Origin of the sequence: Promicromonospora sp. NPDC050880, from assembly GCF_044456525.1 — a bacterium.
Taxonomy (GTDB): Bacteria; Actinomycetota; Actinomycetes; order Actinomycetales; family Cellulomonadaceae; genus Promicromonospora.
The window spans coordinates 69,060-88,527 of record NZ_JBITFV010000004.1 but is presented as its reverse complement, the minus strand read 5'-3'; the positions used below and the strand labels follow the sequence as shown (position 1 = coordinate 88,527).

The following is a 19,468-nucleotide window of genomic DNA, read 5'->3' as shown; positions in this document are numbered from 1 at the left end:
CCCTATAGTCGCTGGTATGCCCGGGATGTCGACTACCAACGACGGCCGGGTCGTCCTATCCTGGAAGGGACACTGTTCCTTTGCGAGATCCGGGGGTCTCGATGCCTCTGTCCGAGTACGAGCAGCGGGTGCTGGAGCAGATGGAGCGTGCTCTGACGTCAGACGACCCGCGGCTGGCGAACACGCTCCAGTCCACGGGCCGCGGTAACGCGCTGCGTTATGTGCTGTCCGGGGCCGGCGTCGTCGTCGGCCTGCTCCTTCTGGTCGTCGGTGCGGCGACGTCGCGGACCTGGCTCGGGGCCATCGGCTTCGTGCTGATGTTCGCGGGTGTGGTCTTCGCGTTCCTCGGACCGCGCAAGAAGCCGCAGGAGGGCCCGGTCGGTGTCGTCGGCGAAGACGGCACGGTCCAGCCGCCACCGGGGAGGGCCGGTCGGCCCCGTAAGCGGCAGGGCGGGGGCGGGCGTTCCGGCGGCTTCCTCGCCCGTCTGGAGGAGCGCTGGGAGAACCGGCGCAACGAGGGCGGCCGCTAGGCGGCCGTCGCCGGCGGTCCCGTGGGACCGCCGGTACACGATCCGCGACGGTACGACCGGCGTCGCGGAGACACCACAGGAGCCGGGCCCCTCGGGGCCCGGCTCCTGTCGTGTGCCCGTGCTCCCGTCCCGGCGGTGCGTCTCCAGGGCGCCCCGGTCCGGGGGAGCCCCGGGGCGCCATGGGCGTCCCCCCGGCCCGGAGACGCCCCCGGAGGACCGTCAGCGGGCCGGGGTGAGCACCTCCGCCAGGGCCGCCGTGAGGGCCGTGGTCAGCTCCTCCAGCTCCGCCGCGGTCGGCGGGGTGGAGTGGCGGGCGTAGCGTTCCTGCTCGGTGGCGTCGGCCAGGGCGGTGAGCCGCTCGGTGACGTCGTCGGGCAGAGGGGTGCCCGTGCGCGCGCGCACCTCGTCCGCGATGAACGCCGGCGCCTGGCGCAGGGTGACGGACGGGCCGAGCCGTACGTCCTGCTCGGCGAGCAGGGCCAGGACGCGGGACCAGGCGAGCTCCGGGTCGAGCACCTCCGGCTCGGTGCGCCGGCGCAGCAGCAGCCACGCGGCGCCGCCGAGCACGCCGAGGGCGAGCACACCGGCCACCACCCAGGTCCAGCCGGGCAGCGTCCGGTCGGACACGTCGTCGCCCGCCGAGGTGCCGGCCGTGGCGGCGGGGTCCGACTCCTCGGCAGCCTGGGTCGGCTGCTGCGACGGCACCTCGGGGGCCCGGCTGGCCGACGGCGCGGTGCTGGGCAGGCTGCCGGCGTCCGGGTTCGCGTACGCGGGCAGCGGGCCGGTCTGCACCTGCGGCGTCGGCTCGAAGCGCACCCAGCCCACGGACGGGAAGTAGATCTCCGGCCAGGCGTGCGAGTCCTGGCCGGTGACCCGGTACCCGCCCTGGCCGTCGGGCCGCCCGGGCAGCCAGCCGACACCGATCCGCGCCGGGATGTCGAGCGTGCGCGCCATGATCATCATCGACAGGGCGTACTGCGTGCAGTAGCCCTCCTTGTCCTGCAGGAAGTCCCAGACGGTGTCGGACGATCCCCGGTAGTCGGCGTCCGGGTCGTAGACGAAGCCCGCCCCCGAGCGCAGGTGGTTCTGCAGTGCGACCACGGCGTCGAAGCGGGTGGGCGCGTCGCCGGCGATCTGCTCCGCGTACCGGGCGATGTCCGCGCGGTGCTCGGTGTCCGGCACCTCGGTGTAGCCCGCGGAGCGCGGGTCCCCGGACGTCGGGACGGACCGCAGCAGGTCCGGGGTGAGCTGCCGGTCGACGATGTCGACGCGGTAGGCGGAGCCGGGCTGGGTGCCCTCGGAACCCCGCACCTCGTCGCGGATCGCGTCGTAGGCCCAGTCGCCGTCGGCGTCGACCGACCGGGGTTCGAGCGGCAGCGGCAGCTCGACGCCGGTGAGCTGCCCGATCTCGATGGCGATCCGGCGGCTCTCACCGCTCGCACCCTCGCCGGGCGGGGCGAGCAGGGTCGACCGGTCGAACTCCGCCAGGCCGCCCGTCGGCGCGTTCCGGTGGGTCTGCACGCCGTCGAACGCCGTGAGCGTCATGACCCGCAGAGGGCCGACCGAGGTGTCCTCGGGCACCGTGTACCGCAGGACGGTGCTGTCGGAGCGTGCGCTCAGGGGCTGGCGCATGTCGAGCTCGGAGGACAGCTCGACCGTGTCGGACGGCGTGGAGATGAGCTGGCTCCAGGAGCCCGCCAGGGCGGGCAGGGAGGCCGTGCCCGTCGCGACGCCGAGCGATGCGGCGGCGACTGCCGCGGCGGTCGCCGCCGTGATCCACGACCGGAACCGCTGCGCGCGCCGCACGGCTGCCGAGTCGGAGCCGGCGTGCCGGCCCGGCGTGACGCCCGTCGGGTCGACCGTCAGGAGCAGGAGCATCGCGGTGACGCTGACCGCGAAGACGCCCCACGGCACCTCGCCGATGAGCGTGAGGGGCGGCGTCCACAGGAGCAGCAGCGGGATGCCGGCGAAGCCCGGCATCCGGGCACCAGCGAGCGAGTCGACCACGAGCAGCACCAGGAGCGTGCCGCCCACGGCGACCATGCTGATGGCCTCGTCCGGGCCGACCGGTGCGACCTGCGTGCTCATCGTCTCGGTGGCCTGGCGGAACCGTTCGAGGACCCGGTCCAGGGCGTCCGGGCCCACGAACGGCTCGAACCGCTGGCCCGGCCCGCCGTAGCGGGCCAGGAGGAACCAGAACGCGACGACGGCGCCCGCCGCCGTCGCGACGAACGAGGCGCTGCCCGACGCGCGGTCGGCGGCCCGGTCGGCGCTCGGCCCCTGGCCGGCGGCGCGGCGGACCGCCGCGCGGTCCACGGCGTTGCGGATCAGGAAGTACCGCACGAGGGCGCTGGTCGCCGACACGAGGACGACGCCGGTCGTGCCGACGGTGAGCCACGGCCCGGGGTCGATGACGAGGGTCAGCGCGTGCATGGACGCGATGACGGCGATCGCGACGAGCACGGTGGAGGCGACGGTACGGACCAGGGGTCCGCGGTGGGCCGGGATCACAGGGCACGCTCCGCGAGCAGGGCCCAGGCACGCTCCGGGTCGGTGCGGGACTGGGTGGTGCTGACGTGCCAGCCCGAGGTGCGCAGCTCGGCGGAGGTCTCGTCCAGCTCGTGCTGGAACCCCGCTCCCCGGGGCTCCACCAGGAGCGCCCAGCAGGTGCCCTCGGCGCCGAGGGCGGCGAGGCTGTGCCGGGCCTCGGGGTCGTGCGGGCCGAGCACCGCGATGACGATCTCCCCGGCGGTACGCGCCAGCCGGAGTGCCCGGGCGGTGGTGCCGGTCGCGTGGTGGCCCTCGGCACTGCCGCGGTGCCCGCGGATGTCGACACAGGCGTCCAGCAGGGCCGCCCGGCTCGCCCGGGTGCTCGCGAACCGCGCGCTCTCCAGCGTCGGGGCCACGGACGTGGTGACCAGGCGGGTCGGGTGCCCGGCGTCGAGGAAGGACGTGGCGATCGAGGCCGCGAGCTCCACGGCCCACTCGCCGTCGTCGGTGGCCACGGCACGGCGCGAGCCGCCGGCCTCCTGCCAGTGGGGCAGCAGCGAACGGTCGAGCAGGACGGTGACCGGCCGCACGCCGGCACTCTCGTCGGCCCGGACCATGAGCTGACCGCGCCGGGCTGCGCTCGCCCAGTGCACGCGGCGCGGGTCGTCGCCGGCGACGTACTCGCGCAGCACGGAGTCGTCCGTCGACTGCAGGCGCGCGCCCGTGGCCGAGTGGTCGACGTCGCCCACCGAGCGGGTGCGCACGGCCAGCTCGACGGTGCGCGGCCACACCGGGACGTGGGTGGCGCTGCCCAGGGGCTGGGTGGCGCGGACCAGTCCGAAGACGTCCGTGCGGGTGGTCAGGAGCGGGCCGAGCGACCAGCGTCCGCGCCGGGTCGGGGTGAGCGAGTAGTGCACCGAGATCCGGTCGGCCCGCGCCGAGACGCGGGCACGGATGCCCTGGTGCCCGGCGAGCTCGTGCGCCGCCTGCTCGGAGAGCCGCAGCCGGGACAGGCGCTCGTACGCGGCGCCGCTGGCCTGGTGGGCGGCGACCAGCAGGCTGACGTCCGCCGTCCGGTCCCGGACCACGGGGTTGGGGGTCACGACCCGGGTCACGCGCAGCGCGCCGCGCCCGGACTCCAGCCGCTGGGTACCGATGGCCACCCCGGCCACCCCGACGGCGAGCAGCGCCGCCGCCCCCAGCCCGACGAGGTCGGGCAGAGCGAGCACCAGCCCGAGCGGGACCAGGCCGGCGCCCAGGGCGGTGGCCCCGATGCCGCGGGGAGTCAGCCGGACCCGGCTGATCCGGACGAGCGTGTCACGCCACGCCGTGCGAGAGGTCATGCGATCGCCGCCCGGCCGCTCAGAACTGACGCCGGTCGGCAGGCTCGAGGGCCGGGACCGGGGTGCGCTGCACGATCTCGTCCACGACGGACTCCGGCGTCACCCCGCCGAGCCGGGCCTCGGTGGTGAGGATGAGGCGGTGGGCCAGCACGGGGCGGGCGAGGCGCTGGACGTCGTCGGGCAGCACGTGGTCGCGGCCGGCCATCGCGGCGATCGCCTTCGCCGCCCGCAGGAGCTGGAGCGAGGCGCGCGGCGAGGCGCCCAGGCGCAGGCCCGGGTGCTCACGTGTCGCGCCGACCAGGCCCACCACGTAGCGCTTGACCGACGGCGACGCGTACAGGGACCGCACGAGCTGCGCGAAGCGCACCATCGACTGGCCGTCGGTGACGGCCTGGAGGTGCGCCAGCGGCGTGGTGGCCTCCTGTCGGTCGAGCATCAGGATCTCGGCCGCGGGGTCGGGGTAGCCGACGGTGATGCGGGCCATGAAGCGGTCGCGCTGCGCCTCGGGCAGGGGGTAGGTGCCCTCCATCTCGACCGGGTTCTGCGTGGCGACCACGAGGAACGGCCGGGGGAGCTGGTGGGTGGTGCCGTCGACGGTGGTCTGGCCCTCCTCCATGCACTCCAGCAGGGCCGACTGGGTCTTGGGCGAGGCGCGGTTGATCTCGTCGCCGATGACGATGTTGCTGAACACCGGGCCGGGCCGGAACTCGAACTCGTGGCTGCCGGTGCGGAAGATGTTGACGCCCGTGAGGTCGCTGGGGAGCAGGTCGGGCGTGAACTGGATGCGGCCCACGTGGCAGTCGATGCTGCGGGCGATCGCCTTGGCGAGCGTGGTCTTGCCGACGCCGGGCACGTCCTCGACGAGGAGGTGGCCCTCGGCCAGGAGGACGGCGAGCGTGATGTCGGCCAGCCCGGGCCGGCCCGTCACGACCGACTCGACGGCTCCGCGGACGCGGGCCATGGTTTCGACCAGCTCGTCCAGCGCGCCCGGTCCGGGCGCTGCCTGGGTGCCTGGCCCGCCGCCGAACTGTGGTTCCGCGAGGCCGGGCGTGGCGGGTTCCGTGTGCACAGGGAGAGACCTCCATCGGGCCGGGTAGTCAGGCCGTGTCTGGCGCGCGAGCGCGCTGTCTGGGGACGCGGGCGGCTGACGTTCGCCCGGCTGGTCCAGCGTAGTAGAGATGTAAAGCACTCTGTTGTCTGCGTCACGCGGTCTTCACAGTTCCTGGAACGGGTTCTGGCCCGGTGTCGCAGCGTCGTTGCCAGGGCCGGGGAGGCCCGGGGGAGTGCGGCTCCCGGCCGGGGGACTCCGACATTCCACGCCACGCCGGACATCAATTTCCTCCACTTGCTCTTTACCTCTTTGACCTGCGCATTGAGGGCTGGTGGGTAGTTCTCCCCACGGTTTTTCCGAGTGTGGTGGTGGAAAGTGGAGTAGCGTGGAGCATGCGGGAGCGAAAGGAGGTGCTGGCCCATGACTGCGATGGCCGAAGGTTTCGCGGGTCTGGGTCTGCTCCTCGGGACGTACACCCCGAAGCTGGACGAGAAGGGCCGACTGATCCTTCCCGCCAAGTTCCGGGGGCGTCTGTCCAGCGGTCTGGTCATGACCAAAGGGCAGGAGCGGTGCCTCTTTCTTCTCCCGATGGACGAGTTCCAGCAGATCTACACCCAGATCCGGCAGGCGCCGGTGACGAGCAAGGCTGCACGGGACTACACGCGAAACTTCCTGGCGGGAGCGAGCGACGAAGTACCGGACAAGCAGGGCCGGGTCTCCATCCCGACACACCTGCGCGAGTACGCCGGCCTGGACCGCGAGGTGGTCGTGATCGGGGTCGGCACCCGCGTGGAGGTGTGGGACGCGCAGGCCTGGGCCACCTACCAGGAGCAGACCGAACCCGACTACATCGACCAGGCCGAGGAGATCTTTCCCGGGCTGAGCTTCTAGACAGGCTTCCAGACAGGCGTGCAGGGCGAGGCGGACGGCCGTACGGCCAGGCCTCCTCCCGCAGGATCCGGCGCACTTCCCCGCCGCCGGAACCGTGCGGAGGGAGACCCGGCCGGACGGCCCGGCCGGACCCGGCGGCCGTAGGACAGGACGTACGGCAGGACACCACGCAGCAGGGCCGAGCAGGAGAGGAGGCACCGATGAACGCGACCGACGACCGTCCCGGACCCGTCGGCGGCGACGCCGCCGACCGCCACCTCCCGGTGCTGCTCCAGCGCTGCGTCGACCTGCTCGCCCCCGCGCTCACCGAGCCCGGCTCGGTCCTCGTGGACTGCACGCTCGGCATGGGCGGCCACACGGAGGCCGTGCTCGACCAGGTCCCGACCGCGCGCGTCATCGGCATCGACCGCGACCCGCAGGCCCTCGCGCTCGCGGGTGCCCGGCTGGCCCGGTTCGGCGACCGGTTCACGCCGGTGCACGCGGTGTACGACGAGATCACCGAGGTGGTCGACGAGCACGCCGGCGGCGCCGTCCAGGGCGTGCTCATGGACCTCGGGGTGTCCTCGTTGCAGCTCGACGAGACCGAACGCGGCTTCGCCTACGCCCAGGACGCCCCGCTCGACATGCGCATGGACCCCACCCGGGGCCTGACGGCGGCGGACGTGCTCAACACCTACGACGAGCGCGACCTGGCACGGATCCTGCGCGAGTACGGCGAGGAGCGGTTCGCGGGCAAGATCGCCCGGGCCGTCGTCCGACGCCGGGCCGAGCGGGAGTGGGACCGCAGCGGTGAGCTCGTGGACCTGCTGCGGGCCACGATCCCGGCCGCGACCCGCAAGACCGGCGGTCACCCGGCCAAGCGCACCTTCCAGGCGCTGCGGATCGAGGTGAACGGCGAGCTCGAGGTGCTGGAACGCGCCGTGCCCGCCGCGATCGAGGCGCTCGCCGTGGACGGCCGGATCGTCGTCGAGTCGTACCAGTCGCTGGAGGACAGGATCGTCAAGCGCGCCATCGCGCGGGGCACCACGTCCTCCGCACCGTCAGGGCTGCCCGTCGAACCCGAGACGCACAAGCCCTATCTCGAGGCGCTCACCCGGGGCGCGGAGGAGGCCGACGCGCGGGAGCTGGAGCGCAACCCGCGCTCCGCGTCCGTGCGCCTGCGCGCCGCACGGCGCCTGCGCCCCACGCCCGAGCACCTGATGGACCGCACCACCCAGCACCACACCGCGAAGGAGGACCGCCGATGAGCGCCGTGAACGCTACGACGGCCCGCGCCGCCCGTCCCGTCGAGCAGCCCCGCACCCGCCGGGCCCCGCTGACCGCGATCTCCGGGGGTGCCGCACAGCGCGGCCGCCGCCTGGACATCGTCCGGGCCCCGTTGCACGCCAAGAGCCGCGTGCCGTTCTTCGTGCTGTGCGCCACCCTGATGATCGTGTCGCTGGTGGCGGTGCTCGTGCTGAACACCACCCTCGCGCGGGGTTCGTACGAGATGGCGCAGCTCCAGAGCGACGTCGCGCAGACCGCACAAGACGTGCAGGGCCTCCAGGAGGACCTGCGGGCCGCCGAGACCGGCCTGCCCGACAAGGCCCGCAGCCTGGGGATGGTCCCGGCCGAGAACCCCACCATGGTCAGTATCCGTACCGGCAAGGTGGTGAAGGGCGCGAACCAGTGACGCGGCCGACGTCGGACCCGGGCCGGCAGCGCACCCCGACGGGGCGCGCTGCCGGCTCCCGTTCCGCGCAGCCGCGTGCGGGTCAGCCGCGTGCGGGTCAGCCGCGTGCGGGTCAGCCGCGTGCGGGTCAGCCGCGTGCGGGTCAGCCGCGTGCGGGTCAGCCGCGGACCGCGCAGCCGCGCGGGCAGGGCGCGCCCCGCCAGGGCGCGGCGTCGCCGCGCACGCCGGCCAAGAACCAGCCACGCACGACTCAGCCCCGCAAGCCCGAGCCCCGCAAGCCCGAGCCCCGCAAGCCCGAGCCCCGCAAGGCCCAGCCCCGTGCGACCAGCACACGGCTGGGCTTTCAGGCGCCCGGCGGCACCAGGCCGACCACCAAGGCGCCCGCCACCCAGACCCGCCCCGCCCGCTCCCGGGTGGCCCGCCCGCTGCCGCCGAGCCCGGGGCGACCGGAGCTGCGGCAACGCTGGTTGGTGGGCATCGCCGCGGTGGTGGTGCTCGTGTTCCTGGTGCGGCTGGTCCACGTGCAGATCATCGAGGGGCCGAGCCTCGCGGCGGACGCCGAGCAGCGCCGGACGGCGACGGCCGTCACGCCTGCCCACCGTGGCGACATCACGGACGCGAACGGCGTCGTGCTCGCGACGTCGGTGGACCGGTACACGGTGATCGGCGACCCCAAGGCGATCAAGGACTTCCGTGGTTCCGGCCGCCCGACCGTGGACGGCAAGGAGGTGGAGGACGGCGCCCTGGGCATCGCCCAGCTCCTGGCGCCGATCCTCGACGTGCCCAAGAACGAGCTCGCGGCCCGGCTGGTGGGTGAGTCTCGGTACGAGGTGCTGGCCAAGAACGTGGTGCCCGAGGTGCAGCGCGCGATCGCCGACCTGGGGATCCGGGCCTACGTGCGGACCGACCTGACCTCCCGGCGCACCTACCCGTCGGGCACGGTGGCGGGGTCGCTCGTGGGTTTCGTGAACGACGAGCAGGTCGGTCAGGGTGGTATCGAGGCGGCGTACGACGACCTCCTGGCCGGCACCGCCGGATCGGACACGTACGAGCGCAGCCTCGACGGCCTGCGCATCCCGACGGCGGGCCAGGAGTCGGTCCCGGCGGTTCCGGGCGACGACGTCCAGCTCTCCCTGGTGCACGACATCCAGTGGAAGGCGCAGGACGCCGTCGACGAGGCGCAGCGCGCCACGGGCGCGGAGTACGGCATCGCGATCGTGCAGGACGTGCGCACGGGCGAGCTCGTCGCGCTCGCCGACTCGGGCTCCGTGAACCCGAACGACCGCTCGACGGCCGCGGTCGCCCAGGGCTCGCGCGCCGTGAAGGACGTCTTCGACCCGGGCTCCACCGGCAAGGTGATCACCATGGCGGCGGCGCTGGAGGCGGGTCACTGGACGCCGGACAGCCAGTTCGTGGTGCCGTACAGCTTCACGACGCCCAACGGCCAGACCTTCCACGACTCGCACCAGCACCCCACACAGCGGCTCACGCTCACGGGCGTGCTGGCGCAGTCGTCGAACACCGGCACCGTGCAGGTCGGTGAGAAGATCCCGCTGCAGGAGCGGCAGGACTACCTGGAGAAGTTCGGCTTCGGGCAGCCGACCGGCCTGGGCCTGCCGGGCGAGTCGGTGGGCCTCATGCCGCCCGACGACGTCGCGGACTGGGACGGCCGCACGCAGTACACCGTGCTGTTCGGCCAGGGCCTGTCCGTGAACGCGATGCAGGCCACCAGCGTGTTCTCGACGGTGGCCAACGGCGGCGTCCGGATGACGCCGACGCTCTTCGAGGGGTCGACCAGCCCCGACGGCACCACGACGCCGGCCGAGCGCGCGCCGGGGGAGCGGGTCATCTCCGAGGAGACCGCCGACACGCTCCTGCAGATGATGGAGACCGTCACGGAGGAGGGCGGTACGGGCGTGAACGCGGCCGTGCCGGGGTACCGCGTCGCGGGCAAGACGGGTACGGCCCAGATGCCCGCGGGGAACGGCTGGACCTACATGGCCTCGTTCATCGGCGTGGCCCCGGCCGACGACCCGCGGTACACGGTCGCCGTGTTCCTCAAGAGCCCGCACAGCTCGATCTTCGGCGGTGACGTCGCGGCCCCGGTGTTCAGCGACATCATGGGGTTCACGCTGCAGAAGATGGACGTGCCGCCGAGCACCACGCAGGGCAAGCGGCTCAAGACCGAGTGGTGACGACCGGGTGGTACGGCTGAGTGGTGACGACCGGGCGGTGACGCCGGTCAGGCGCCCGTGATCCGCACGGGGCCGCCCAGCGTGGCCGTGAGGATCGACTCGATGGCGAAGCCGGTGGCGGACGCGAGGTCCACGGCCTCCGGGTCGAGCAGCCACTGGAGCTGAAGGCCGTCCATGACGGCGATCACCGCGGCGGCGGCGCGCTCGGGCTCACCCTCGGGCAGGGTCACGGAGCGCTCGTCCGCCACGGCGCGGACGGCCTGCGCGATCTCGCCGCGCAGCACCGTGAACCGCTCCGCGACCCAGGTGGAGGCGGGGTGCCCGTCGGTCACCGACTCCCCGGTGAGCACCGCGTACGCCTGCACGATGCCGCGCCGGTCGGCGTTCAGGCGCGCGGTGGTCACCAGGTGCCGGAACAGGTCCATGCCGCCGGGGATGTGCTTGCCCTCCAGGTGCTGCACGTCCACGCGGTCGCGGTACTCCAGCACCGCCCACAGCAGCTTGTCCTTGCTGCCGAAGTGGTGCAGCACGCCGGCGTGGGTGATCCCGACCTGGGCGGCGACGTCGCCGAGGGAACCCTGGTGATAGCCCTTCGAGCCGAACACCCGCGTGGCCGCGGCGAGGATCTCCTCGCGGCGGTGGGCCCGGTTCGGTCGCTTGCCCTGTGCCGCAGCCTGTCCGGCAGCCTGCTCCGTCGCATCTGACATGCCCTCACGATACGGGGTGAACGGGCTTACTAACCAGTAAGTAAGTGTGATTGAATGCGGGCAGCCGTCCACCGCCGAACGGAGTCGCACGTGTCATCGCAGGCTGCAACCGCGCAAGCCGTCGCCCCCGAGCCCGAGCTGCTCGACCTCCTCCAGGAGCTGTCCGCCGAGGAGAAGGTGGCGCTCGTCGTGGGCGCGTCCATGTGGGCGACGACGGCGGTGCCCCGCCTCGGGCTCGAGCCCGTGGTGATGTCCGACGGCCCCGTGGGCGTGCGCGGACCGGACGGCGGCACCTCGGCGATGTTTCCCGCGCCGTCGGCGCTCGCGGCCACGTGGGACCTCGGCCTGGCCGCGCGGGCGGGGACGCTGTTCGCCGCCGAGGCGCGCCGGCACGGCGTCGACGTCGTGCTCGCCCCGCAGGTCAACCTGCAGCGCACCCCCGTGGGCGGCCGGCACTTCGAGTGCTACTCCGAGGACCCGCACCTGACGGCCGAGATCGCGGTGGCCCTCGTCGGCGCCGCGCAGGCACATGGCGTCGGCATGTGCGTCAAGCACTATGTGGCCAACGACTCCGAGACCGAGCGCACCCGCTACCTGGCGCGCCTCGACGAGCGGACGCTGCGCGAGGTCTACCTGGCACCGTTCGAGCGGCTCGTGCGGGACGTCAACCCGTGGTCGGTGATGGGCGCCTACAACGGCGCCGACACGCAGGGCGTCGCGGCGCCGCTCCTGGAGCACCGCCCGCTCGTGGTCGACCTCCTCAAGGAGGAGTGGGGCTACGACGGCCTGTTCGTCAGCGACTGGGTGGCCACGCAGTCCGTGGCGCCCGCGGTGCGCGGCGGCCTGGACCTGCAGATGCCCGGGCCCGACGGCGCCTGGGGCGACGGCCTGCTGGACGCCGTCCGCTCCGGCGAGGTGGCCGAGTCCGAGCTCGACGACAAGGTGCTGCGCCTGCTGCGCCTGGCCCGGCGCACGGGGCGGCTCACGCTTCCCGACCCGGGGGCCACGCCGCACGCGACCATCGTGGCCGCCGTCGCCCAGGGGGCAGGCCTCGCCGCGCAGGGTCCGGGGCACGGTGCGCCGGAGGGTGCGCCCGCGGCGTCGGCGGTGCTGCTGCGCGAGCTCGCGGCCCGCTCCGTCGTGGTGCTCAAGGACGACGCCGGCCTGGTGCCGCTGGTGCAGGACGCGGCCCGGCCGCTGCGCGTCGCGCTGCTGGGCCCTGCGGCCGTCGAGCCGTTCTTCCAGGGCGGCGGCTCGTCGTTCGTGCGCCCCGACCGGCTCACCTACCCCGCCGACGAGCTGCGCGCCGCGCTGCCGTCCGGCTCGCAGGTGACGTTGCTGGCCGGCGCGCGTGCCCTGCGCAACCCGCCGGAGCTCGACATCGACCGCTGCACGGACCCGGTCACCGGCGAACCCGGCCTGCGCGTGACGCTCCTGGCCGCCGACGGCAGCGTCCTGACGGAGCACACCACCACGACGTGGACCGGCTGGCTCCAGGACGTGCGGCCCGACGCCGACGCCGTCCGCCTGCGCGCCACCGTGCGGCTCGACGAGCCCGGTGGGCACGAGCTCGGCGTGGGCACCGTCGGCATCCACCGGGTGCTGGTGGACGGGGCCGAGGTCGCAGCCGGCGCCACCCGGGTGGACGAGGACGTCGTGCTCTCCTCCGGGCACAACCACCCGATCGCGACGCTCGCGCCGGCGGGCGGCGCCGCCGACCTCGACGCGACCCTCCAGGTGGTGCACGCCGTGGGCTACGGGCACTTCGTCCGCGCCGCGCTGGTGCACCGGCTGCCCGGCCCCTCGGCCGAGGACGACCTCGCCGCCGCCGTCGAGGCCGCTGCGGCGGCCGACGTCGCCGTCGTGCTGGTCGGTACCACCGCCGAGGTCGAGTCCGAGGGCTACGACCGGCCCGACCTGGACCTGCCGGGGAACCAGGACGAGCTCGTGCGCCGCGTGGCGGCCGTCAACCCGCGCACCGTCGTGGTGGTCAACGCGGGCGCGCCCGTGCTGCTCCCGTGGCTGGCCGACGTGCCCACCGTGCTGTGGGGCTGGCTCCCGGGCCAGGAGGCCGGCACCGCGCTCGCCGACGTCCTGACCGGCCTCACCGAGCCGTCCGGCCGCCTGCCGTGGACGCTGCCCGCCCGCCACGAGGACGTCCCCGTGCCGCACGCCCGGCCCGTGGCCGGCGTCGTCGAGTACGCCGAGGGCACCGACGTGGGCTACCGGGCCTGGGAGCGCCGGCTGGACGCCGGGCCGGACGCCCCCGCCCCGGCCGCGCCCTTCGGGCACGGCCTCGGCTGGACCACCTGGGAGTACGAGGACGCCGTGCTCGCCCGGGGCGAGACCCACGACGCCCCGGCGACCCTCACCGTCTACGCGACGGTCCGGAACACGGGCCGGCGCGCGGGCCGCGAGGTGGTCCAGGTGTACGTCGAGGCGCCCGACGGCGGTCCCCGCCGCCCCGTGCGCTGGCTCGGCGGCTTCGCGGTCGCCGACGTCCCGGCCATGAGCAGCGTCACCGTGCCCGTCCCGGTCTCGCCCCGCGCGCTGCAGGTGTGGGACCCGCAGGCCCGGGGCTGGACCACGCCGCCGGGCACCTACCGGCTGCGCACCGGCAGGTCCGTGGCCGACCTGCGCCTGACCAACGACCTGACCGTCCGGCCCGGGGACGCCCCCGGAACCGGAGCCCAGTAACGACAACCACCCATCCGTCCCGCGCACTGCGGGAGGAGTGCAAGGAGGCACACCGTGAGTTTTCGCGTGAGGAATCGCAGGCCCGTCGCAGCGGCGGCAGCCGCGGCGGCCATCGCGCTGCTGGTCACCGCCTGCGGCGGCGGTGGCGGCGGCGGTACCACCACCGCGGGCGGCGGGGGACAGACCCTGACCGTCGGCATGCCGAACGGCGTCCAGACCGAGAACCACAGCCCGTTCGCCACCGGCTCGTCGGCGCTCTCGCTCGGCTACGCGTTCACGATCTACGAGCCGCTGATGATGCGTAACCAGGCCCGCCCCTCCGAGGAGCCGGAGCCCTGGCTCGCGCAGAGCGTGGAGTGGAACGAGGACTTCACGCAGGCCGTCATCACGCCCCGCGAGGGCGTCACCTGGTCGGACGGCGAGGAGTTCACCGCCGAGGACGTCGCGTTCTCCATCCAGCTGCGCAAGGACTTCGAGGCGCTCAACGCCGCGGCCCTGCCCTACGACACGATCGAGACCGACGGCAGCACCGTCACCGTCACGTTCACCGCCGGGCAGTTCGTCAACCAGTCCAAGCTGTACGACCTCGTGATGGTGCCCGAGCACATCTGGGCCGACGTCGAGGACCCGACCACCGACACCAACCTGGACCCGGTGGGCACCGGCCCGTACACGCTGGAGTCCTGGACGCCGCAGGCCGCCACCGTCGTGGCCCGCGACGACTACTGGGGCGGCGAGCCGGCCGTCCCCGAGATCCGGTACTCGTCGTACAACGACAACAACGCCCTGACCACCGCCCTGACCACCGGTGAGGCGCAGTGGGGCTGGACGTTCATCGCCGACTTCGAGAACGTCTACATCGCCCAGGACCCGGAGCACTACCACCAGTACGCCGCCGGTGGCCTCGGCATCGACGTGCTCTACCTGAACAACGAGACCAAGCCGTTCGACGACAAGGCGTTCCGGCAGGCCCTCAACATGGTGATCGACCGCCAGGAGCTCGTCGACGTCGCCACCTCGGGCGTCAACCCCGCCCTGACCAGCGTCACCGGCCTGCCGCTGCCCGCCGGCGAGGAGTTCCTCTCCGACGAGTACGCCGGCCAGGAGTACGCCGTCGACGTCGAGGGCGCCCGCGCCCTCCTCGAGGACGCCGGCTACACCTGGGAGGGCGAGCAGCTCGTGGACCCCGACGGCGAGGACGTCACCTTCGAGCTCGTCAACCCGGCCGGCTGGAACGACTACCTGACCGCGCTGGACCTCATCAAGAACTCGGCGGCCGAGCTCGGTGCCACCGCCACCGTCAACCCCGTCAACCAGGACGGCTGGTTCGCCGACGTCATCCCCGGCGGCGACTTCCAGGCCACCCTGCACTGGACCGACGGCGGCGCCACCCCCTGGGACATGTACTCCGACATCATGGACGGCGCCCACTACGAGAAGCTCGGCGACCCGGCCACCTGGAACTTCGGCCGCTTCCAGAACGACGAGGCCACCGAGGCGCTCGCTGCCTACGCCGCGGCCCCCGACGACGCCACGCGCGCCGAGGCACTCGCCACCATCCAGAAGGTGTTCGTCGAGGAGGTGCCGGGCATCGCGATCTGGACCCGCCCGGCCACCGCGCAGTACTCGACGCAGAACTACGTGGGCTGGCCCTCCGAGGAGGACCCCTACAACCAGCCCCAGCCCACGGGGGTGCAGGCCGCCCAGATCCTGATGAACCTCGAGCCTGCGGACGGCTGATGAGCGAGAGCACACCGGTGCTGGCCGCGCACGGCCTCACCAAGCACTTCCGGGCGGGCGGACGTCGCGTCAGCGGCCGTTCGCCCGCCCGGGCGATCCACGCCGTGGACGGCGTGGACCTCGAGCTCCACCGCGGCCAGGTCCTGGCCGTGGTGGGGGAGTCGGGGTCCGGCAAGTCCACGGTCGCCCGCCTCCTGGCCGGGCTGATCCCCATCACCGCCGGTCGCGTGCTGCTGGAGGGCACCGACGTCCGGCTGCGGGGGCGGCGGGCCTTTCGCGCGTACGTGCGACGCGTGCAGATGATCTTCCAGGACCCGTTCGCCTCCCTGAACCCGGTGCACCCCGTGCGCTACACGCTCACCCGCGCGCTGCGGCTGCACCGCAGCCAGTCCACGGGCGGGCGTCTCCGGGGCGTCGAGCTGGAGGCGGCCCTGACCGAGCTGCTGGAGCGCGTGCACCTCACGCCCGCGGCGCGGTACGTCGACAAGTTCCCGCACGAGCTGTCCGGCGGGCAGCGGCAGCGCATCGCCATCGCGCGGGCGCTGGCCGCGGAGCCCGAGGTGCTGCTCGCCGACGAGCCCGTCTCGATGCTGGACGTCTCCATCCGGCTCGGCATCCTCAACCTGCTGGCCGACCTGCGCGACCGGCTCGGCATCGCCGTCCTGTACATCACGCACGACATCGCCTCGGCGCGCTACTTCGCCGACCGCACCACCGTGCTGTATGCGGGGCGGGTCATGGAGACCGGCGACAGCGAGTCGGTCACCCAGGAGCCGCTGCACCCCTACACGCGGCTCCTCATCGCCTCGGCGCCCGACCCCGACGATCTCGCCGGGACCGGCGCCGCCGCCGTGCGCGAGCAGGGCACGGGCGGCGAGCCGCCCAGCCTCGTGGACCCGCCGCCCGGCTGCCGGTTCGCTCCGCGCTGCCCGTACGCGACCGACCTGTGCCGCACCGAGACACCCGAGCTGATCGAGGTCGCCCCCGGGCGGTCCGCCGCGTGCTGGGGGTACTCCGAGCGCGAGGGACGGCCCGACGTCGGGCCCGCCGTCGGCCACGCTGCCGGCAACCTGGCCGGGGACGGGGAGGCGGCCGCATGAGGTTCCTGCTGCGCCGCGTCGCCTTCTACGCGCTGACCGCGTGGGCCGCGATCACCATCAACTTCTTCATCCCGCGCATGCTGCCGGGTGACCCCGTCACGGCCCTGCTGGGCCGCATGCAGGGCCGGATCGACAGCAACGCCGAGCACTCGCTCCGGGTCCTGTTCGGGCTCGACCAGGACACCAGCCTGTGGCAGCAGTACGTCGACTACTGGGGCCTGCTGCTGCGCGGCGACCTGGGGCTGTCCTTCACGCACTTCCCGACCCCGGTGTCCGAGATCGTGAACCAGTCGCTGCCGTGGACCGTGGGCCTGGTCGGGGTCGCGACGATCATCGCGTTCGTCATCGGCTCGCTCATCGGCACGTTCCTCGGCTGGCGCCGCGGCACCTGGGCCGACGGGCTGCTGCCCGTGGCCACGTTCTTCCAGGCCGTGCCGTACTTCTGGCTGGGCCTGATCACGATCGCCGTGCTGTCGGTCAACCTGGGCTGGTTCCCGTCCAGCGGCAGCTACGACCGCGGGCTGGTGCCCGCGTTCACCGGCGAGTTCATCGGCTCGGTCGTCTACTACGGGTTCCTGCCCGCGCTGACCGTCGTGCTGTCCTCCGTGGCGGGCTGGGTGCTCGGCATGCGCAACATGATGGTGACCGTCTCGTCGGAGGACTACGTCACCGTCGCGCACGCCAAGGGCCTGGCCGAGCGGCAGGTCATGCTCGGCTACGCCGCCCGCAACGCCGTGCTGCCGCAGGTCTCCAGCTTCGCGCTGTCCCTCGGCTTCGTCGTGGGCGGCACGCTCATCATGGAGATGGTCTTCTCCTACCAGGGCATCGGCTACACGCTCTACCAGGCCGTCTCCACCCACGACTACCCGCTGATGCAGGGCTGCTTCCTGGTCATCACCCTGTCCGTCCTCGTGGCGAACATGGTGGCCGACCTCGCCTACACCCTGCTCGACCCCCGCACCCGGACGGAGGACCGATGAGGAACCAGCTGCTGTTCCTGCGCAACGGCAAGGTCGTCACCGGCCTGGCCATCCTCGGGTTCTTCACGCTGCTGGCCCTGCTGGGCCCGTGGATCAGCCCGTACGACCCCAACCAGGTCAGCGACGCGCTGCTCAGCCCGCCGTCCGCCACGCACTGGCTCGGCACCGACCACACCGGCCGCGACATCCTGTCGCAGATCATCGTGGGCGCTCGCGGCGTGCTCGTCGTCGGCCTGGTGGCCGGCGTGAGCGCCACCGTCGTGGGCGTGCTCGTGGGCGTGACCGCCGGGTTCGTCGGCGGTGTGGGCGACGAGTCGCTGTCCGCGCTGTCGAACATGTTCCTGGTCATCCCGCAGCTGCCGCTGATCATCCTGATCGCCGCGCAGCTCCCGTCCGCGGGCGGGCTCACCGTCGCGCTGGTCATCGGGGCGACCGGCTGGGCGTGGGGCGCCCGGGTCATGCGCGCCCAGACGCTGTCCCTGCGCAAGCGGGACTTCGTCGAGGCGGCCCGGGCCAACGGGGAGCGCACCTGGCGCCTCGTCCTGGCCGAGGTGCTGCCCAACCTGACCGCCGTGATCGCCTCCGGTTTCGTGGGCACCGTGACGTTCGCGGTGCTGTCCCAGGTCACCCTGTCGTTCATCGGCATCACGCCGGTGAGCGAGTGGAACTGGGGCACCATCCTGTTCTGGGCGCAGAACAACCTGGCGCTGCAGCGCGGCGCCTGGTGGTGGTTCGTGCCGGCCGGGGCGTGCATCGCGCTGCTCGGCATGGCCCTGACCCTGGTCAACTTCGGTATCGACGAGATCGTCAACCCCCGCCTGCGGTCCACCGGCCTGCACGCGCGCTCGCTGCGCCGCCGGGGCATCCGGCCGCGCGTGGGGTTCACCCCGGTGGTGCGGGAGGCACGGACATGAGCACCCAGACAGGTACGACGCCGGCGGCCGCCGCGCCCGTGGCGCCGTCCGAGCCGGTCCTGGAGGTCCGCGACCTCAGCGTCGACTACGGGTTCGGCGGCGACCCCACCCACGTGCTGCGCGAGGTCTCCCTCACGCTGCACCGCGGCGAGGTGCTGGGCCTGGCGGGCGAGTCGGGCTGCGGCAAGTCGACCCTCGCGTACGCGGCCACGCGGCTGCTGCCGCCACCCGGCCTCATCACGGGTGGCGAGGTGTGGCTCACGAACCGCGACGGCGAGCGCGCGGACCTGCTGGCCCTGTCCGACGCCGAGCTGCGCGCCGCCCGCTGGCGCGACATCGCCATCGTGTTCCAGGGCGCCATGAGCTCGCTGAACCCGGTGTTCCGCATCGAGAAGCAGATCGTCGACGGCATCCTCGCGCACCGGCCCCGGCTGCGACGCGAGGAGGCCCGGGAGCGGGCCGCGGAGCTGCTGCGCCTGGTCGGCATCTCCGCCGACCGGCTGCGGTCCTACCCGCACCAGCTCTCCGGCGGCATGCGGCAGCGCGTCATGATCGCCATGGCGCTCGCCCTGGAACCCCAGGTGCTGATCATGGACGAGCCCACCACGGCCCTCGACGTGGTCATGCAGCGCCAGATCCTGGAACAGGTGATGGAGCTGCGCGAGCGGCTCGGCTTCTCCGTGGTGCTCATCACGCACGACGTGTCCCTGCTCGTGGAGGTGGCCGACCGGATCGCCGTCATGTACGCGGGCGAGATCGTGGAGACCGCGGCCGCGCGGGACGTGTACACCCGCCCCCGGCACCCGTACTCGGCGGGTCTGCTGGGCTCGTTCCCGCCCCTGCACGGGCCGCGCCGCGAGCTGACCGGCATCCCGGGCGCCCCGCCGGACCTGTCGCGGCGCGAGCCCGGGTGCCCGTTCGCCCCGCGCTGCCCGCACGCCATGGACGTGTGCCGCACCGAACTGCCTGTGCTGGGCCGCACGGCACAGGGCGAGGACGGCCGTCTGGTGGCCTGCCACCTGCACACGTCCGCGCAGGAGGGCACGGTCCTGCCGCCGCTGCTGGCGCGGTGACCTCCGTCTCGCCGCGAGACCGGGACGGGCCCGCGCGCGGGTAGGCCGCGGGGAAAGTGCTGGTGCCGAGAGTGTGTTGCTGTGC

15 protein-coding genes are annotated in these 19,468 nt (G+C 73.5%); 11 read left to right on the top strand and 4 right to left on the bottom strand.

The features are described 5' to 3' along the window. Positions 1-101: 101 nt before the first annotated feature. On the top strand, positions 102-530 hold the full coding sequence (locus tag ACIBBF_RS09475; RefSeq protein WP_397412826.1) for a DUF3040 domain-containing protein: 429 nt from the start codon (positions 102-104) through the stop codon (positions 528-530). 219 nt (positions 531-749) lie between these two features. Here ACIBBF_RS09475 and ACIBBF_RS09470 read toward each other — a convergent pair whose 3' ends face one another. Genes ACIBBF_RS09470 through ACIBBF_RS09460 form a run of 3 tightly spaced genes read right to left on the bottom strand, consistent with a single transcriptional unit; the run spans position 750 to position 5,432 of the window. Continuing rightward, on the bottom strand, positions 750-3,041 hold the full coding sequence (locus ACIBBF_RS09470; protein ID WP_397412824.1) for a transglutaminaseTgpA domain-containing protein: 2,292 nt from the start codon (positions 3,039-3,041) through the stop codon (positions 750-752). Beyond that, positions 3,038-4,363 carry a DUF58 domain-containing protein gene (locus ACIBBF_RS09465; RefSeq protein ID WP_397412822.1) on the bottom strand — a complete coding sequence of 442 codons (1,326 nt, stop codon included), beginning with the start codon at positions 4,361-4,363 and terminating at the stop codon, positions 3,038-3,040. The genes ACIBBF_RS09470 and ACIBBF_RS09465 overlap by 4 nt, the downstream gene beginning before the upstream one ends. A 19-nt stretch (positions 4,364-4,382) precedes the next feature. Next, positions 4,383-5,432, bottom strand: coding sequence for an AAA family ATPase (locus ACIBBF_RS09460; RefSeq protein ID WP_397412820.1), 1,050 nt, complete (start codon positions 5,430-5,432; stop codon positions 4,383-4,385). A 402-nt stretch (positions 5,433-5,834) separates the two neighbouring features. Here ACIBBF_RS09460 and mraZ point away from each other — a divergent pair, with 402 nt between their 5' ends. The 4 genes from mraZ (at position 5,835) to ACIBBF_RS09440 (ending at position 10,172) form a co-directional block, all read left to right on the top strand. Further along, positions 5,835-6,305 carry a division/cell wall cluster transcriptional repressor MraZ gene (gene mraZ / locus ACIBBF_RS09455; RefSeq protein WP_142033846.1) on the top strand — a complete coding sequence of 157 codons (471 nt, stop codon included), beginning with the start codon at positions 5,835-5,837 and terminating at the stop codon, positions 6,303-6,305. Between the two features lie 200 nt (positions 6,306-6,505). Continuing rightward, the gene (gene rsmH / locus ACIBBF_RS09450; RefSeq protein ID WP_397412818.1) at positions 6,506-7,552 is read left to right on the top strand and encodes a 16S rRNA (cytosine(1402)-N(4))-methyltransferase RsmH; all 1,047 of its coding nucleotides are present in this window, start codon (positions 6,506-6,508) and stop codon (positions 7,550-7,552) included. After that, positions 7,549-7,977, top strand: a complete 429-nt coding sequence (locus ACIBBF_RS09445; protein ID WP_397412816.1) for a hypothetical protein — start codon at positions 7,549-7,551, stop codon at positions 7,975-7,977. The genes rsmH and ACIBBF_RS09445 overlap by 4 nt, the downstream gene beginning before the upstream one ends. A gap of 335 nt (positions 7,978-8,312) precedes the next feature. Continuing rightward, positions 8,313-10,172: a peptidoglycan D,D-transpeptidase FtsI family protein gene (locus tag ACIBBF_RS09440; RefSeq protein WP_397413053.1), complete on the top strand. Its 1,860-nt coding sequence runs from the start codon at positions 8,313-8,315 to the stop codon at positions 10,170-10,172. 47 nt (positions 10,173-10,219) lie between these two features. On the opposite strand, the gene ACIBBF_RS09435 is transcribed toward ACIBBF_RS09440, so the two are convergent. Beyond that, the gene (locus ACIBBF_RS09435) at positions 10,220-10,879 is read right to left on the bottom strand and encodes a TetR/AcrR family transcriptional regulator (RefSeq protein ID WP_397412814.1); all 660 of its coding nucleotides are present in this window, start codon (positions 10,877-10,879) and stop codon (positions 10,220-10,222) included. Positions 10,880-10,969: 90 nt separating this feature from the next. Between ACIBBF_RS09435 and ACIBBF_RS09430 the strand changes: the two genes are divergently transcribed. Genes ACIBBF_RS09430 through ACIBBF_RS09405 form a run of 6 tightly spaced genes read left to right on the top strand, consistent with a single transcriptional unit; the run spans position 10,970 to position 19,383 of the window. Then, positions 10,970-13,576 carry a beta-glucosidase gene (locus ACIBBF_RS09430; RefSeq protein WP_397412812.1) on the top strand — a complete coding sequence of 869 codons (2,607 nt, stop codon included), beginning with the start codon at positions 10,970-10,972 and terminating at the stop codon, positions 13,574-13,576. Between the two features lie 54 nt (positions 13,577-13,630). Beyond that, on the top strand, positions 13,631-15,316 hold the full coding sequence (locus tag ACIBBF_RS09425) for an ABC transporter substrate-binding protein (protein ID WP_397412810.1): 1,686 nt from the start codon (positions 13,631-13,633) through the stop codon (positions 15,314-15,316). Next, the gene (locus tag ACIBBF_RS09420) at positions 15,316-16,416 is read left to right on the top strand and encodes an ABC transporter ATP-binding protein (RefSeq protein ID WP_397412808.1); all 1,101 of its coding nucleotides are present in this window, start codon (positions 15,316-15,318) and stop codon (positions 16,414-16,416) included. The genes ACIBBF_RS09425 and ACIBBF_RS09420 overlap by 1 nt, the downstream gene beginning before the upstream one ends. Continuing rightward, complete coding sequence (locus ACIBBF_RS09415) at positions 16,413-17,396, top strand: ABC transporter permease (RefSeq protein WP_397412806.1); 984 nt, start codon at positions 16,413-16,415, stop codon at positions 17,394-17,396. Before ACIBBF_RS09420 ends, ACIBBF_RS09415 begins: the two co-directional genes overlap by 4 nt. After that, a complete protein-coding gene (locus ACIBBF_RS09410; protein WP_397412804.1) occupies positions 17,393-18,310 on the top strand; it encodes an ABC transporter permease in 918 nt (305 codons plus the stop codon). Before ACIBBF_RS09415 ends, ACIBBF_RS09410 begins: the two co-directional genes overlap by 4 nt. Further along, the gene (locus ACIBBF_RS09405; RefSeq protein ID WP_397412802.1) at positions 18,307-19,383 is read left to right on the top strand and encodes an ABC transporter ATP-binding protein; all 1,077 of its coding nucleotides are present in this window, start codon (positions 18,307-18,309) and stop codon (positions 19,381-19,383) included. The genes ACIBBF_RS09410 and ACIBBF_RS09405 overlap by 4 nt, the downstream gene beginning before the upstream one ends. The last annotated feature ends 85 nt before the right edge of the window (positions 19,384-19,468 follow it).